At 55.0% G+C, this 14259-nt stretch carries 15 protein-coding genes and 1 other annotated feature; of the genes, 10 read left to right on the top strand and 5 right to left on the bottom strand.

What is annotated here, in order from left to right:
* The first annotated feature begins 147 nt into the window (after window positions 1-147).
* Window positions 148-1572 (top strand): exodeoxyribonuclease I, encoded by a 1425-nt coding sequence (gene sbcB, locus V6940_RS01800; protein ID WP_333494620.1) that lies wholly within the window; start codon window positions 148-150, stop codon window positions 1570-1572.
* A gap of 118 nt (window positions 1573-1690) precedes the next feature.
* On the opposite strand, the gene tsuB is transcribed toward sbcB, so the two are convergent.
* From tsuB to V6940_RS01780, 4 genes are all read right to left on the bottom strand, one after another.
* Window positions 1691-1915 carry a thiosulfate utilization sulfurtransferase TsuB/YeeD gene (gene tsuB / locus V6940_RS01795; RefSeq protein ID WP_035894857.1) on the bottom strand — a complete coding sequence of 75 codons (225 nt, stop codon included), beginning with the start codon at window positions 1913-1915 and terminating at the stop codon, window positions 1691-1693.
* Between the two features lie 10 nt (window positions 1916-1925).
* Window positions 1926-2981 carry a thiosulfate utilization transporter TsuA/YeeE gene (tsuA, locus tag V6940_RS01790; protein ID WP_333494619.1) on the bottom strand — a complete coding sequence of 352 codons (1056 nt, stop codon included), beginning with the start codon at window positions 2979-2981 and terminating at the stop codon, window positions 1926-1928.
* Window positions 2982-3152: 171 nt separating this feature from the next.
* Window positions 3153-4511, bottom strand: a complete 1359-nt coding sequence (locus V6940_RS01785) for an APC family permease (protein ID WP_035894859.1) — start codon at window positions 4509-4511, stop codon at window positions 3153-3155.
* 440 nt (window positions 4512-4951) lie between these two features.
* Window positions 4952-5773 carry an SDR family oxidoreductase gene (locus tag V6940_RS01780; RefSeq protein WP_333494618.1) on the bottom strand — a complete coding sequence of 274 codons (822 nt, stop codon included), beginning with the start codon at window positions 5771-5773 and terminating at the stop codon, window positions 4952-4954.
* Window positions 5774-5951: 178 nt separating this feature from the next.
* Here V6940_RS01780 and hisL point away from each other — a divergent pair, with 178 nt between their 5' ends.
* The 9 genes from hisL to hisIE all read left to right on the top strand — a co-directional run bounded on the left by hisL (window position 5952) and on the right by hisIE (window position 13142).
* Complete coding sequence (hisL, locus tag V6940_RS01775) at window positions 5952-6002, top strand: his operon leader peptide (RefSeq protein WP_071594744.1); 51 nt, start codon at window positions 5952-5954, stop codon at window positions 6000-6002.
* Window positions 5978-6098, top strand: a sequence feature (His leader region). (Overlaps the previous gene by 25 nt.)
* 34 nt (window positions 6099-6132) lie before the next feature.
* On the top strand, window positions 6133-7032 hold the full coding sequence (gene hisG, locus V6940_RS01770; protein WP_333494617.1) for an ATP phosphoribosyltransferase: 900 nt from the start codon (window positions 6133-6135) through the stop codon (window positions 7030-7032).
* 5 nt (window positions 7033-7037) lie between these two features.
* Window positions 7038-8342 (top strand): histidinol dehydrogenase, encoded by a 1305-nt coding sequence (gene hisD, locus V6940_RS01765; protein ID WP_333494616.1) that lies wholly within the window; start codon window positions 7038-7040, stop codon window positions 8340-8342.
* A complete protein-coding gene (gene hisC, locus V6940_RS01760) occupies window positions 8339-9400 on the top strand; it encodes a histidinol-phosphate transaminase (protein ID WP_333494615.1) in 1062 nt (353 codons plus the stop codon). Before hisD ends, hisC begins: the two co-directional genes overlap by 4 nt.
* Window positions 9397-10464, top strand: coding sequence for a bifunctional histidinol-phosphatase/imidazoleglycerol-phosphate dehydratase HisB (gene hisB / locus V6940_RS01755; RefSeq protein ID WP_333494614.1), 1068 nt, complete (start codon window positions 9397-9399; stop codon window positions 10462-10464). The genes hisC and hisB overlap by 4 nt, the downstream gene beginning before the upstream one ends.
* Complete coding sequence (gene hisH, locus V6940_RS01750; RefSeq protein ID WP_333009768.1) at window positions 10464-11054, top strand: imidazole glycerol phosphate synthase subunit HisH; 591 nt, start codon at window positions 10464-10466, stop codon at window positions 11052-11054. Before hisB ends, hisH begins: the two co-directional genes overlap by 1 nt.
* The gene (gene hisA, locus V6940_RS01745) at window positions 11054-11791 is read left to right on the top strand and encodes a 1-(5-phosphoribosyl)-5-[(5-phosphoribosylamino)methylideneamino]imidazole-4-carboxamide isomerase (RefSeq protein WP_315406168.1); all 738 of its coding nucleotides are present in this window, start codon (window positions 11054-11056) and stop codon (window positions 11789-11791) included. The genes hisH and hisA overlap by 1 nt, the downstream gene beginning before the upstream one ends.
* Window positions 11773-12549, top strand: coding sequence for an imidazole glycerol phosphate synthase subunit HisF (gene hisF, locus V6940_RS01740; protein ID WP_333494613.1), 777 nt, complete (start codon window positions 11773-11775; stop codon window positions 12547-12549). The genes hisA and hisF overlap by 19 nt, the downstream gene beginning before the upstream one ends.
* Window positions 12543-13142: a bifunctional phosphoribosyl-AMP cyclohydrolase/phosphoribosyl-ATP diphosphatase HisIE gene (gene hisIE, locus V6940_RS01735; RefSeq protein WP_333494612.1), complete on the top strand. Its 600-nt coding sequence runs from the start codon at window positions 12543-12545 to the stop codon at window positions 13140-13142. The genes hisF and hisIE overlap by 7 nt, the downstream gene beginning before the upstream one ends.
* A gap of 58 nt (window positions 13143-13200) precedes the next feature.
* On the opposite strand, the gene wzzB is transcribed toward hisIE, so the two are convergent.
* Window positions 13201-14199, bottom strand: coding sequence for an LPS O-antigen chain length determinant protein WzzB (gene wzzB / locus V6940_RS01730; protein WP_333494611.1), 999 nt, complete (start codon window positions 14197-14199; stop codon window positions 13201-13203).
* Window positions 14200-14259: the final 60 nt, after the last annotated feature.

The raw sequence follows: 14259 nt of genomic DNA, 5'->3' as shown, positions 1-14259 counted from the left end.
AAATTGCAAGAAAATATGACATGTATCTATCTGGACACGAAAAAATACCCTGCGCGCCCTCTTCCAGATTCGGTTAACGCCCTTCTGATGCACCGCCAAATCGTTTACCATGAACCTCAAATGCCATAGACGGACACTGTTAACGCCATGCAAGAGACTTCAAGCGCGCCGGGATTCCTGTTTCACGACTACGAAACTTTTGGAACCAGCCCTTCCCTCGATCGCCCTGCGCAATTCGCCGCCATTCGTACCGATAAGGATTTCACGATAATCGGTGAGCCTGAGGTTTTTTACTGCAAGCCCGCGGAGGATTATCTGCCGCAGCCTGAAGCGGTGTTAATTACCGGCATTACGCCACAGGAGGCGCGGGCCAAAGGCGATAACGAAGCGGCGTTTGCTAAGCGTATCCACGATATCTTCACCGTGCCGGATACCTGCGTGGTGGGCTATAACAACGTCCGCTTCGACGATGAGGTGACGCGTAATATCTTCTATCGCAACTTCTATGACCCGTACGCCTGGAGCTGGCAGAACCGCAACTCGCGTTGGGATCTGCTGGACGTGATGCGCGCCTGCTACGCCCTGCGCCCGGAAGGCATCAACTGGCCGGAGAACGACGACGGCCTGCCAAGCTTCCGTCTTGAGCATTTAACCAAAGCCAACGGCATTGAACACAGCAACGCCCACGATGCGATGGCCGACGTTTACGCGACTATCGCGATGGCAAAACTGGTGAAAACACAGCAGCCGAAGCTGTTTGATTATCTCTACGCCTATCGCGGCAAAAACAAGCTGATGACCCTGATTGACGTGCCACAGATGAAACCGCTGGTGCATGTCTCCGGCATGTTCGGCGCCTGGCGCGGCAACACCAGTTGGGTAGCGCCGTTGGCGTGGCATCCAGATAACCGCAACGCGGTGATCATGGTGGATCTTGCCGGCGAGATCAGTCCATTGCTGGATCTGGATGCGGATACGCTGCGCGAGCGTCTCTATACCGCCAAAGCCGATCTTGGCGATAATTCCCCGATCCCTATCAAGCTGGTGCACCTGAACAAATGTCCGGTGCTGGCCCAGGCCAACACCCTGCGCCCGGAAGATGCCGACCGTCTGGGAATCAACCGCCAGCACTGTCTGGATAATCTGAAAAAGCTGCGTGAGAACCCGCAGGTTCGCGAGAAAGCGGTAGCCATTTTTGCCGAAGCCGAGCCGTTTGTGCCGTCAGAAAACGTCGATGCCCAACTCTATAACGGCTTCTTCAGCGATGCCGACAGAACGGCAATGAAAATCGTACTCGAGACCGAGCCACGCAATCTTCCGGCACTGGATATCACCTTCGCCGATAAGCGAATTGAGAAACTGCTGTTTAACTACCGGGCGCGCAATTTCCCCGGCACGCTGGATGAAAGCGAGCAGCAGCGCTGGTTAGAGCACCGTCGGCAGATCTTTACGCCAGAGTTTTTACAGGCCTATGCGCAGGAGCTCGAAATGCTCTACGGGCAGTATGAAGGGAATGCGGAAAAGCTGTCGCTGCTGAAAGCGCTGTATCAGTACGCGCAGGAGATTGTTTAATTTGTAGGCCGGATAAGGCAACGCCGCCATCCGGCAATCTGCGCCAAATGACCTGATGGCGCTTCGCTTATCAGGCCTACCCTTCATTCAGCAATAGTCGCCCAACCGGGCGACGTATTTACTTCTGTACCGTGATGGTCCAGGCCGCATCACCGGACTGCTGGTAATCCGTGACCGTATAGCCCTCTTCTGCCGCCCACTGTGGAATCGCTTCCGTCGCCTGGGTACAGTCAAACTCAATCACCAACTGGTCGCCGTTTGCCAGTTCAGCCATCGCCGCTTTGGCTTCAATTAATGGGAACGGGCACACCTGGGTAACCACATCCAGTTTCTTCACAACCATCTTTAACTCCTTATGCCGTCGCGGTTTTCAGTTTGGCTTTCCGCTGCGGGCGAACATACAACACCCAGGACGCGCACCACACGCCAAGGATCATAAATACCAGGCCAATCCAGCCCTGCCAGGTCATCATCGCGGTCATGACCAGACCATTACCAATCGAACAACCGCCGGCAATGCTGGCGCCAAAGCCCATCAGCACGCCGCCACCGGCGCTGCGCAGCGTGGTACTCGCATCAGCGGCACGCACACGGAACTCGCGGCTGGCTTTCGCGGCGATAAAGGAACCGATGAAAATACCCAGCACCAGGAACACACCCCAGTTCAGATACTTGCTGTCGCCGCCGACCAGGAACTGCAGAATATTGGCGGTAGGTGATGTGATACCCAGACCGAACATACGGCCGGTCGCTTCACTCATCGGCCACGCCAGTAATGCAATCAGGCCAATCAGCACCGCGGTGAAAAAGGGATGCCAACGTTTTTCAAACAGCAAATGCGCCAGGCCGCTGCGGCGCGGCGGCAATGAGGCCACTTTCAACTTTGGTTTACGCAGCTCTTTGCGCACAAACCACAGCGTCACCACCACCAGCAGCGCGATAATCGGCCAGACAGAGATATTGAGGGTTTCCGCAATACCGTTATGCGCCGTGGTATGTTCACCGAGGAATTTATTCAGGCCAGCGGCATGGGGAGAACGCATCACCGCACTCATCACCATGTAGGTCACCAGCGCAATCCAGCTGCCGATAAGCCCTTCCCCAGCACGATACCATGTCCCGGTAGCGCAGCCACCGGCATAGACAATACCGATCCCAAAGACAAAGCCACCCACAACCGTCCCCAGCCACGGAAACGCGCCAGCGTCGTACTGCACCAGACCGAGCTGGATCAGCGCAAAAACGCCTACGCTTTGAATGCAGATAGCAATGAGCAGCGCGTAGAACATGCGGTTATTTTTAGTGATATACATATCGCGGAAGCCGCCCGTCAGGCAGAAGCGACCGCGCTGCATGACGAACCCCAGCAGTGCGCCGCAGACTATTCCGCTTATTATCATGTGCAACATAAGAATTAATTAACCCAATATTATCAGTCGTAAAATTATTCCTGAGCCCGCCTTTCGGCTCCAATAACCAAAAGCTCTATATTATTCCTGAAGGTTATTAATTCTGTTTTACTCAGACCAAAAAAAACCGGAGGCACATGGCCTCCGGTTTCATTATTTCACGCTCGCGGTTTACGCGACGTCTTCGTACTGCGGAACCGGGTTGCGGAAACGCTTGGTCACACACGCCAGGTACAGCAGACCGATGGAGCCCCAAATCAGGCCCAGAATCATTGAGCTCTGTTCCAGGTTAATCCACAGTGCGCCAACGGTCAGCGCGCCGCACACTGGCAGTACCAGGTACTGGAAGTGGTCTTTCAGCGTCTTGTTACGCTTCTCACGGATCCAGAACTGCGAAATCACGGAGAGGTTAACGAAGGTGAATGCCACCAGTGCGCCGAAGTTGATCAGCGCCGTTGCGGTCACCAGGTCGAACTTAATCGCCAGCAGTGCAATTGCACCAACCAGCAGTACGTTAAACGCTGGGGTACGCCATTTCGGATGCACATAGCCGAAGAAGCTGTTCGGGAACACGCCGTCACGACCCATCACGTACATCAGACGTGATACGCCTGCATGTGCCGCCATACCCGATGCCAGAACGGTCACGCTGGAGAAAATCAGCACGCCCCACTGGAAGGTTTTACCCGCAACGTACAGCATGATTTCAGGCTGAGACGCGTCCGGGTCCTTGAAGCGGGAGATATCCGGGAAGTACAGCTGCAGGAAGTAAGATGCACCGATAAAGATCATCCCGCCAATCAGCGCGGTCAGGAAAATTGCTTTCGGGATCACACGTTCTGCATCTTTGGTCTCTTCAGACAGTGAAGAGATGCCGTCGAAGCCCAGGAACGAGAAGCACAGGATGGTTGCGCCGGTAATCATCGGCACCACATGCGCACCTTCAGACCAGAACGGACGGGTGCTGGTCAGCGTACCTGCGCCTTCACCGTGCATCACACCGTAAATGATAAGGCCAACGATGACCGCCACGATACCCATCTGCAGAACCACAATCAGCGTGTTGAAGTTCGCCACGGCTTTGATGCTGCGCAGGTTAGAGATGGTCATAAAGGCCACCAGCGCGACAACAAAGATCCACGATGGTACAGAAGGCATCAGCGCTTCAAAGTAAATTTTAGCCAACAGAATATTGATCATCGGCATGAACAGGTAGTCCAGCAGCGATGACCAGCCAACCATAAAGCCAACGACCGGGCTAATGGATTTCTGGGCATAGGTGTATGCAGAGCCAGCAGACGGGAACCGGCGAACCAGTTTACCGTAGCTTAGCGCTGTAAAAAGAATCGCGATCAGCGCAAAGGCATACGCCGTTGCAACGTGACCGTCGGTAAGGCCAGATACGATACCGAACGTATCGAACAGCGTCATTGGCTGCATATAGGCCAGGCCCATCATGACAACCGGAATCAGCGTAAGCGTTTTACGCAATTCCACGCGAGAGGTGTTTGGAGTAACGTTATTTGACACGGTGAGTCTCCTGTGCGGCGACTGCCGGTGCAAAAAAGAAAAATTGCCCCATTTTTTTTCTGTTTCCTCAGCGACAACAACTGTCGTTTTTTAAGTAAATATCTATCCGGTACGAAGCCCGGCCTCTTTTATTGGATGGTTGTTTTGATGTAAAAAAATAACCGACGTGGCAATCACGTCGGTTAGTCTCATTTTTTACATTCGACATATTTTGCACCAAACGAATGTAAAAATACAAGCCAGCGAGAGAAGTAATAATGCGACTTCTCATCCAACCGGCTGATTAACAAGCAATCTCTAAAGCGGCGCTAACTTTTATAGCACTTTTTGCTAAAACGCAATTGGCTACCATAACCAATAACCATGCAAAATGTGTTTCTATTTATATGTTAAATGATTTGGCGACAGCGGTTACGTCATCGCCAAATGTCAATGAAACGCTACTCCAGAGGCATTCTCAATGGGTCAGGGAATTGATATTCAAAGCCTAATTCGCGACAGATACAACTACCGTCAATAATTTTCCCCTGCCCTTTACCGCTGTCGCTAAATACGGGTACCGCCAGTCCAAGCTCACGTGCCATCTGCGGATAAAAAACGCCGCGTGCAGGATGCTGTGGCGCACAGATATTGTATATATGACCGCCTTTTGGTGCCTGCAACAGCAACGTAATAGCCGCAATCACATCTTCCAGATGCACCAGGTTTACCCCCTGCTGCCCGTCCGGTGCCGATTTTCCGGCAAAGAAACGGCCGGGATGACGCTCCGGCCCTACCAGCCCGGCCAGACGCAGAATATCAACCGAGGTTCCCGGCAATTGATGCAGCCAGTCCTCCAGCTCTTTCAGCACCCTGCCGCTGGCGGTCACCGGGTCACGAGGCGTACTCTCTTTGACCGTACCTTCTTCATTACCGTATACCGAGGTCGAACTGGTAAAGATAATGCGCGGGATATGGTGAGCCAGCGCCGAGTCTACGATCTCCTGCACCGCCTGATGGTAAAAATCTTCCCCCGGGCCGCTACGACGCGCCGGTAAGGTAATCACCAGCGCATCAACGTTCATTAAGGCATCGAGGTCATCGGCCTCGCATACCAACTGTGGGTCGAGCCGCAACGGATAGCTATCAATCCCGCACATCCGTGCTGCTTCCACGCCGTCCTCAGTCGTTTTACTGCCGGTCACCTGCCAGCCACGCGCCATCAACGACAGCGCTAGCGGCATACCCAGCCACCCTAAACCGACGATTGCCACTTTCTTCATTGCGCTATCTCCTGGTTCTTGCCGCACTACCTTTATAAGGCTACGCCACCACGATAAAACTGACAATTTATAGTCGCTACATGAATTGATTTAATGAATGTAAAAAGCGCTTGCGTTCAATGACAAAAGTGGTTTAGGTTAAAAGACATCAAGTGAATAGTCATTCAACGAGAAATTTATGAGCCGCGTTCAATTTAAACACCACCATCATCACCATCACCCTGACTAGTCTTTCAGGCGATGTGTGCTGGGAGACATTCAGATCTTCCAGTGGTGCATGAACGCAAGAGAGCCCCCGGAAGATATCTTCCGGGGGCTTTTTTTTGAACCAAATTCAGCAGGGTAATGAGGAATAGAGAATGTTAGATAACAGCCGTTTACGCATAGCTATGCAGAAATCAGGTCGCCTGAGCGATGATTCACGCGAATTACTGGCCCGTTGTGGCATCAAAATCAATCTCCACACTCAACGCCTGATTGCGATGGCGGAGAACATGCCAATCGACATCCTGCGCGTGCGTGATGACGATATCCCTGGCCTGATTATGGACGGCGTCGTTGACCTCGGCATCATCGGTGAAAACGTGCTGGAAGAAGAGCTGTTAAGCCGCCGCGCACAGGGCGAAGACCCGCGCTACTTTACCCTGCGTCGCCTGGACTTCGGCGGCTGCCGACTGTCTCTCGCCACCCCGGCGGATGAAGCGTGGAACGGCCCGGGCGCCCTCGACGGCAAACGTATCGCCACCTCTTACCCGCACCTGTTGAAGCGTTACCTCGACCAGAAAGGCATCAGCTTTAAATCCTGCCTGCTGAACGGTTCTGTCGAAGTTGCTCCGCGCGCTGGCCTTGCCGACGCCATTTGCGACCTGGTCTCTACCGGCGCAACCCTGGAAGCCAACGGTCTGCGTGAAGTGGAAGTGATGTTCCGCTCTAAAGCCTGCCTGATTCAGCGCGACGGCGAGATGAGCGAAGCGAAACAGCAGCTGATCGACCGCCTGCTAACCCGTATTCAGGGCGTGATTCAGGCCCGCGAATCGAAATACATCATGATGCACGCGCCAACCGAGCGTCTGGATGAAGTAATCGCCCTGCTGCCAGGTGCTGAACGCCCAACTATTCTGCCGCTGGCAGGCGATCAGCAGCGCGTCGCGATGCACATGGTGAGCAGCGAAACCCTGTTCTGGGAAACCATGGAAAAACTGAAGTCCCTGGGTGCCAGCTCTATTCTGGTGCTGCCGATTGAGAAGATGATGGAGTAATCGCCATGAGCTTCAATACCCTGATTGACTGGAACAGCTGTAGCCCCGAACAACAGCAAGCGCTGCTAATGCGCCCGGCCATCTCTGCCTCCGATAGCATTACCCGCACGGTGGCCGAGATTCTGGAAAACGTTAAAGCCAACGGCGACAGCGCCCTGCGTGAATACAGCGCAAAGTTCGATAAAACCGAGGTCGGTGCGCTGAAAGTCACCGCAGAAGAAATTCAACAGGCTAGCAGCCGCCTGAGTGATGAACTCAAGCAGGCAATGCAGGCGGCGGTTCGCAATATCGATACCTTCCACACGGCGCAGATCCTGCCGCCTGTGGATATCGAAACCCAACCAGGCGTGCGCTGCCAGCAGGTTACCCGCCCTATCGCCTCGGTTGGCCTTTATATTCCAGGCGGCTCCGCGCCGTTGTTCTCGACTGTATTAATGCTGGCCACCCCGGCTCGCATTGCTGGCTGCAAAAAAGTGGTGCTCTGTTCACCACCGCCGATTGCCGATGAGATCCTGTATGCCGCGCAGCTTTGCGGCGTAGAAAACGTCTATAAGGTCGGCGGCGCGCAGGCGATTGCCGCACTGGCGCTAGGCACCGAATCCATTCCGAAGGTTGATAAAATCTTCGGGCCAGGCAACGCCTACGTGACCGAGGCGAAGCGTCAGGTCAGCCAGCGTCTCGACGGCGCGGCGATTGATATGCCAGCCGGTCCGTCTGAAGTGCTGGTGATCGCCGACAGCGGCGCCACGCCAGACTTTATTGCCTCTGATCTGCTGTCTCAGGCAGAACACGGTCCGGATTCCCAGGTTATCCTTCTCACCCCGGATGCGAAGATTGCCGAAGGCGTCGCCGAGGCCGTAGAACGCCAGCTTGCCGAACTTTCCCGTGCCGACACTGCACGTCAGGCGCTTTCCGCCAGTCGCCTTATCGTGGCAAAAGATCTGGCGCAGTGCGTGGCTATCTCCAACGCCTACGGTCCGGAACACTTAATTATTCAGACCCGCAACGCTCGTGAGCTGGTTGACGACATCACCAGCGCCGGTTCCGTCTTCCTCGGCGACTGGTCGCCAGAGTCCGCTGGCGACTACGCCTCCGGAACCAACCACGTGCTGCCGACCTACGGTTACACCTCGACCTGTTCCAGCCTGGGACTGGCCGATTTCCAGAAACGGATGACCGTACAGGAACTGTCCCGCGAAGGCTTTAGCGCTCTCGCCGCGACGATTGAAACGCTGGCCGCCGCCGAGCTGCTGACCGCCCACAAAAATGCCGTCACCCTGCGCGTAAACGCCCTGAAGGAGCAAGCATGAGCATTGAACAGTTAGCCCGCGACAACGTTCGCGCCCTGACCCCGTATCAGTCGGCCCGCCGCCTTGGCGGCAAAGGTGACGTCTGGCTAAACGCCAATGAATACCCAACGGCGGTGCCTTTCGAGCTGAGCCAGCAGACCCTGAACCGCTACCCGGAGTGTCAGCCTAAAGCGGTGATTGAAAACTACGCTGCCTATGCGGGCGTGAAGCCAACGCAGGTGCTGGTCAGCCGCGGTGCGGACGAAGGTATCGAACTGCTGGTGCGCGCCTTCTGTGAGCCGGGCCGCGATGCGGTGCTCTTCTGTCCGCCGACCTACGGCATGTACAGCGTCAGCGCCGAAACTATCGGCGTAGAGTGCCGTACGGTGCCCGCTAAAGCCGACTGGCAGCTCGACCTGCCGGCCATTGCCGACAGCCTGACCAATGTGAAAGTGGTCTACGTCTGTAGCCCGAACAACCCGACCGGGCAGATTATTAACCCGCAGGACTTCCGCACCCTGCTGGAGATGACCCGCGATAAAGCGCTGGTCGTTGCCGATGAAGCCTATATTGAGTTCTGCCCGCAGGCGACGCTGGCAGGATGGCTGGCAGAGTACCCGCACCTGGTCATTCTGCGCACCCTCTCCAAAGCGTTTGCTCTGGCTGGGCTACGCTGCGGTTTCACGCTCGCCAACGAGGAAGTGATTGCCTTATTAATGAAGGTGATTGCTCCGTATCCACTGTCGACCCCGGTTGCCGATATCGCCGCCCAGGCACTTAGCGCGCAGGGAATTGCAGCGATGCGCGAGCGCGTGGCGCAGATTTTAAGCGAGCGCGAGTATCTGGTGGAGGCGCTGCGCACCATCGACTGCGTTGAACAGGTTTTTGATTCCGAGACCAACTACGTACTGGCCCGCATCAAAGCCTCAAGTAGCGTATTTAAATCTTTGTGGGATCAGGGCATTATCTTACGAGACCAAAATAAACAACCTTCTTTAAGCGGCTGTTTGCGCATCACTATCGGCACTCGTGCTGAGAGCCAGCGCGTGATTGACGCTTTGAAAGCGGAGACCGTATGACCCAGAAGTTTCTCTTTATCGATCGCGACGGCACCCTGATTTCTGAACCACCGAGTGACTATCAGGTAGACCGGTTTGATAAGTTGGCCTTCGAGCCCAATGCTATTCCGGTCCTGCTGCAGCTGCAAAAAGCAGGCTACAAGCTGGTGATGGTCACTAACCAGGATGGGCTGGGCACCGATAGCTTCCCGCAGGCAGATTTCGACGGCCCGCACAACCTGATGATGCAGATCTTCACCTCTCAGGGCGTGGTTTTTGACGATGTGCTAATCTGCCCGCACCTGCCGGCCGACAACTGTGAGTGCCGCAAGCCGAAAACCCAGCTGGTCACCGCCTGGCTGGCGAATGAAGTGATGGACACTGCCAACAGCTACGTGATTGGCGACCGCGCCACCGACCTTGAGCTGGCGACAAACATGGGCATTACCGGCCTGCGCTATCACCGCGACACGCTGAACTGGGCGATGATCGGCGAACAGTTGACCCGCCGCGACCGCTACGCGCACATCGAGCGTAACACCCGCGAAACGCAGATTGACGTGGAAGTGTGGCTCGACCGTGAAGGCGGCAGCAAAATCAACACCGGCGTCGGCTTCTTCGACCACATGCTGGATCAGATTGCCACCCACGGCGGTTTCCGCATGAACATCACCGTGAAGGGCGACCTGTATATCGACGATCACCACACCGTAGAAGATACCGGTCTGGCGCTCGGCGAAGCGCTGAAGGCCGCGCTCGGTGACAAGCGTGGCATCAACCGTTTCGGCTTTGTGCTGCCGATGGATGAATGCCTGGCGCGCTGCGCGCTGGATATCTCCGGCCGCCCGCACCTGGAATATAAAGCCGAGTTCACCTACCAGCGCGTAGGCGACCTCAGCACCGAGATGATCGAGCACTTCTTCCGCTCGCTCTCTTACGCGATGGGCATCACGCTGCACCTGAAAACCAAGGGCAAAAACGATCACCACCGCGTAGAAAGCCTGTTCAAAGTCTTCGGCCGTACTCTGCGCCAGGCAATTCGCGTAGACGGCAACACCCTTCCCTCCTCAAAAGGAGTGCTGTGATGAACGTGGTTGTCCTGGATACCGGCTGCGCGAACCTCAATTCGGTGAAGTCAGCGATTGCCCGCCACGGCTACGAGCCGGTGGTGAGCCGTGACCCAGAGGTGGTGCTGCGCGCGGATAAGCTTTTTCTGCCAGGCGTCGGCACGGCGCAGGCCGCCATGGATCAAATTCGTGAGCGCGAGCTGGTCGAGCTGATTAAGGCCTGTACCCAGCCGGTACTGGGGATCTGCCTTGGCATGCAGCTATTGGGCCGCCGCAGTGAAGAGACGAACGGCGTTGACCTGCTCGGTATCATCGACCAGGACGTGCCGAAGATGACCGATTTTGGTCTACCGCTGCCGCACATGGGCTGGAACCGCGTTTACCCGAAAGCGGGCGATCGTCTGTTCCGCGGCATTGAGGACGGCGCGTACTTTTACTTCGTCCACAGCTACGCCATGCCGGTCAACGAGTACACCATCGCCCAGTGCAATTACGGCGAACCGTTCACCGCCGCCGTGCAGAAAGATAATTTTTACGGCGTGCAGTTCCACCCGGAGCGCTCGGGTAGCGCAGGTGCGCAGCTGCTGAAAAACTTCCTGGAGATGTGATGATCATTCCTGCTTTAGATTTGATTAACGGCACCGTCGTGCGGCTCCATCAGGGAGATTACGGTCAGCAGCGCGACTACGGCAACGACCCGCTGCCGCGTCTGCAGGACTATGCGGCGCAGGGCGCGGAAGTGCTGCACCTGGTCGATTTAACCGGCGCGAAAGACCCGGCCCAGCGGCAGATCCCTTTGCTGAAAACGCTGGTTGCTGGCGTAAAGGTGCCGGTTCAGGTTGGCGGTGGCGTACGTACTGAAGAAGACGTTGCCGCCCTGCTCGACGCAGGTGTCGCTCGCGTGGTGGTGGGTTCGACGGCGGTAAAATCGCCGGAAGTGGTCAAAGGCTGGTTTAAACGTTTTGGCGCCGAGCATCTGGTGCTGGCACTGGACGTGCGCATTGATGAAAACGGCACTAAACAGGTGGCGGTCAGCGGTTGGCAGGAAAATTCCGGCGTTACGCTGGAAGAGCTGGTTGAAACCTATCTGCCGGTTGGCCTGCAGCATGTACTGTGCACCGATATCTCCCGCGACGGCACGCTGGCAGGCTCTAACGTCTCGCTGTATGAAGAGGTCTGCGCCCGCTATCCGCAGGTCGCATTCCAGTCTTCCGGCGGCATTGGCGACCTCAACGATATCGCCGCTCTACGCGGCACCGGCGTGCGCGGCGTGATTGTCGGACGTGCGCTGCTGGAAGGTAAATTCAACGTAACGGAGGCCATCCAATGCTGGCAAAACGGATAATCCCTTGTCTTGATGTGCGTGATGGTCAGGTCGTTAAAGGCGTGCAGTTCCGCAACCACGAAATCATCGGCGATATCGTGCCGCTGGCAAAACGCTACGCTGACGAAGGCGCAGACGAGCTGGTGTTCTACGATATCACCGCTTCAAGCGATGGCCGCGTAGTCGATAAGAGCTGGGTTTCCCGCGTTGCCGAAGTGATTGATATTCCGTTCTGCGTTGCCGGTGGCATCAAGTCCATCGACGATGCCGCACGCATTCTCTCCTTCGGTGCGGACAAAATTTCCATCAACTCCCCGGCGCTGGCCGACCCGGAGCTGATTACTCGCCTGGCGGATCGCTTTGGCGTGCAGTGTATTGTGGTGGGTATTGATACCTGGTTTGATGCCGACACCGACAAATACCACGTCAATCAATATACCGGCGACGAAAGCCGCACTCGCGTTACCCAATGGGAGACGCTGGACTGGGTGCAGGAAGTGCAAAAACGTGGCGCAGGCGAAATCGTGTTAAACATGATGAACCAGGACGGCGTACGTAACGGCTACGACCTGGCACAACTGAAAAAAGTGCGCGATGTCTGCCATGTACCGCTGATCGCCTCTGGTGGCGCAGGCACCATGGAGCACTTCCTGGAAGCCTTCCGCGACGCTAACGTCGACGGTGCGCTGGCCGCGTCGGTGTTCCACAAGCAAATCATTAATATTGGTGAACTAAAAGCGTACCTGGCAGCACAGGGCGTGGAGATACGGGTATGTTAACTGAACAACTGGACTGGGAAAAAACCGACGGACTGATGCCCGCCGTTATCCAACACGCGGTATCCGGCGAAGTGTTAATGCTGGGCTATATGAACCAGGAAGCGCTGGCCAAAACGCAGGAAACGGGCAAAGTCACCTTTTTCTCGCGCACCAAACAGCGTCTGTGGACCAAAGGCGAAACCTCCGGCCACTTCCTGAACGTGGTCAGCATCGCGCCCGATTGTGATAATGACACGCTGCTGATTCTGGTGAACCCAATCGGCCCAACCTGCCATAAAGGCACCTCAAGCTGCTTTGGCGAGACCAGCCATAAATGGCTGTTCCTGTATCAGCTTGAGCAGCTGCTGGCCGAGCGAAAAACCGCCGACCCAGCAAGCTCCTACACCGCCAAGCTGTACGCCAGCGGCACCAAGCGCATCGCGCAGAAAGTAGGTGAAGAAGGCGTGGAGACCGCGCTGGCCGCTACGGTGCACGATAAGTTTGAGCTGAAGAACGAAGCTTCTGACTTGATGTATCACCTGCTGGTGCTGCTGCAGGATCAGGAACTGGATTTGACGACCGTTATCGATAACTTGCGCGACCGGCATCAGTAACAAAAAAGGCCCACTGCACTTTGTGCAATGGGCCCTTCTTATTACCTGCTACACATCATTAATTACGGCTGTGGTAATCAGCTACTGCTTTACGCCCTAGTACAATACCAGCCCCAATCATGCCACCAAGAAGCACCGCCAGTACCAGCACGATCGCGCGTTTAGGACTATCGCGGTGAACAGGAAGATCCGGTTTCAGGACGTAGCGCATTGTGCGGAACATTTTCGGATCGATATTCAGGTGTTGAAGGTCTAATAGATTATTTTTGGTCAAATAATATTTATCAGAATAGCCCAGCGGGCGGGTAGACTCATTTTGAATCATTGCCTTCAGACCATCACTACCCAACAGGAACATAGTGTCCTGGGTTACGTATTGAGCCTGCTGCACCTGAGGTTTGGTGATGTTTGCCGCTTCGGCATACTTTAACGCTTCTTTGATCTGATTTAGTCGTTCTGTACGCTGCTCTTCCGCAACTGACGTCTGATTCTTCAAAGACGATTCCAGCATGACGATCCGCTGGTCAATACTGCCTTTTAAAGCGGTATACAGTTCTGTAGCAACACTGCTATTAACCTGCTCCAGAAATTGGGTTAACTTTTGCTGAGCCTCTTTTGCGTTACCTGATACATACTTCACCTGCATGGGAAAGTCATAGCCTTTGTTCACCTGCCCAATGGTTAACTTTTCAGCCCCGTTCTGATTATCTAACGTATTTGACAGCGTTGATAACGCGGCATTGTAAAGTATGCCCACATCAACAACACTTGCTGTTGCAATGTCTGTTTTATCAGTCTGTTTCTTTTCAGAACCAGTCAGATTTAGCGCATTGTAATACAAGTCTACTTGCGTAGTATCAGGCTCTGCCAGAATGGCAGTAGAGACCCACTTCTCCTTAGCCACAAACAGATAGGCCACAGCCAGTATAAGAACAATCCCCACGCTGGCAATGATTGTCGTTTTCCCCCGCCAGAGTTCCAAGGCTAAACCCATCAGATCGATCGGTTCGGGGTCATGACGCTGCTCACTCGGCCTGCCATTGCTCACTTGAGTCATAAAAACCTTAAAATTAGAAATGAAAATTATAATTTATATATGCCTTTATTTTACCAAACC

The sequence above is a fragment of the Kluyvera sp. CHPC 1.251 genome (assembly GCF_036759945.1).
Taxonomy (GTDB): Bacteria; Pseudomonadota; Gammaproteobacteria; order Enterobacterales; family Enterobacteriaceae; genus Kluyvera; species Kluyvera sichuanensis.
This window is presented reverse-complemented; position numbering and strand designations above follow the sequence as displayed.

Excerpts from the sequence above, each read along its gene's own strand:
- hisIE (WP_333494612.1), top strand. The coding sequence starts at position 12,543 with ATGTTAACTGAACAACTGGACTGGGAAAAAACCGACGGACTGATGCCC.
- tsuA (WP_333494619.1), bottom strand. The coding sequence starts at position 2,981 with ATGTTGCACATGATAATAAGCGGAATAGTCTGCGGCGCACTGCTGGGG.
- hisA (WP_315406168.1), top strand. The coding sequence starts at position 11,054 with ATGATCATTCCTGCTTTAGATTTGATTAACGGCACCGTCGTGCGGCTC.
- hisD (WP_333494616.1), top strand. The coding sequence starts at position 7,038 with ATGAGCTTCAATACCCTGATTGACTGGAACAGCTGTAGCCCCGAACAA.
- hisC (WP_333494615.1), top strand. The coding sequence starts at position 8,339 with ATGAGCATTGAACAGTTAGCCCGCGACAACGTTCGCGCCCTGACCCCG.
- V6940_RS01780 (WP_333494618.1), bottom strand. The coding sequence starts at position 5,773 with ATGAAGAAAGTGGCAATCGTCGGTTTAGGGTGGCTGGGTATGCCGCTA.
- hisF (WP_333494613.1), top strand. The coding sequence starts at position 11,773 with ATGCTGGCAAAACGGATAATCCCTTGTCTTGATGTGCGTGATGGTCAG.
- hisG (WP_333494617.1), top strand. The coding sequence starts at position 6,133 with ATGTTAGATAACAGCCGTTTACGCATAGCTATGCAGAAATCAGGTCGC.
- hisB (WP_333494614.1), top strand. The coding sequence starts at position 9,397 with ATGACCCAGAAGTTTCTCTTTATCGATCGCGACGGCACCCTGATTTCT.
- sbcB (WP_333494620.1), top strand. The coding sequence starts at position 148 with ATGCAAGAGACTTCAAGCGCGCCGGGATTCCTGTTTCACGACTACGAA.
- wzzB (WP_333494611.1), bottom strand. The coding sequence starts at position 14,199 with ATGACTCAAGTGAGCAATGGCAGGCCGAGTGAGCAGCGTCATGACCCC.
- hisH (WP_333009768.1), top strand. The coding sequence starts at position 10,464 with ATGAACGTGGTTGTCCTGGATACCGGCTGCGCGAACCTCAATTCGGTG.
- tsuB (WP_035894857.1), bottom strand. The coding sequence starts at position 1,915 with ATGGTTGTGAAGAAACTGGATGTGGTTACCCAGGTGTGCCCGTTCCCA.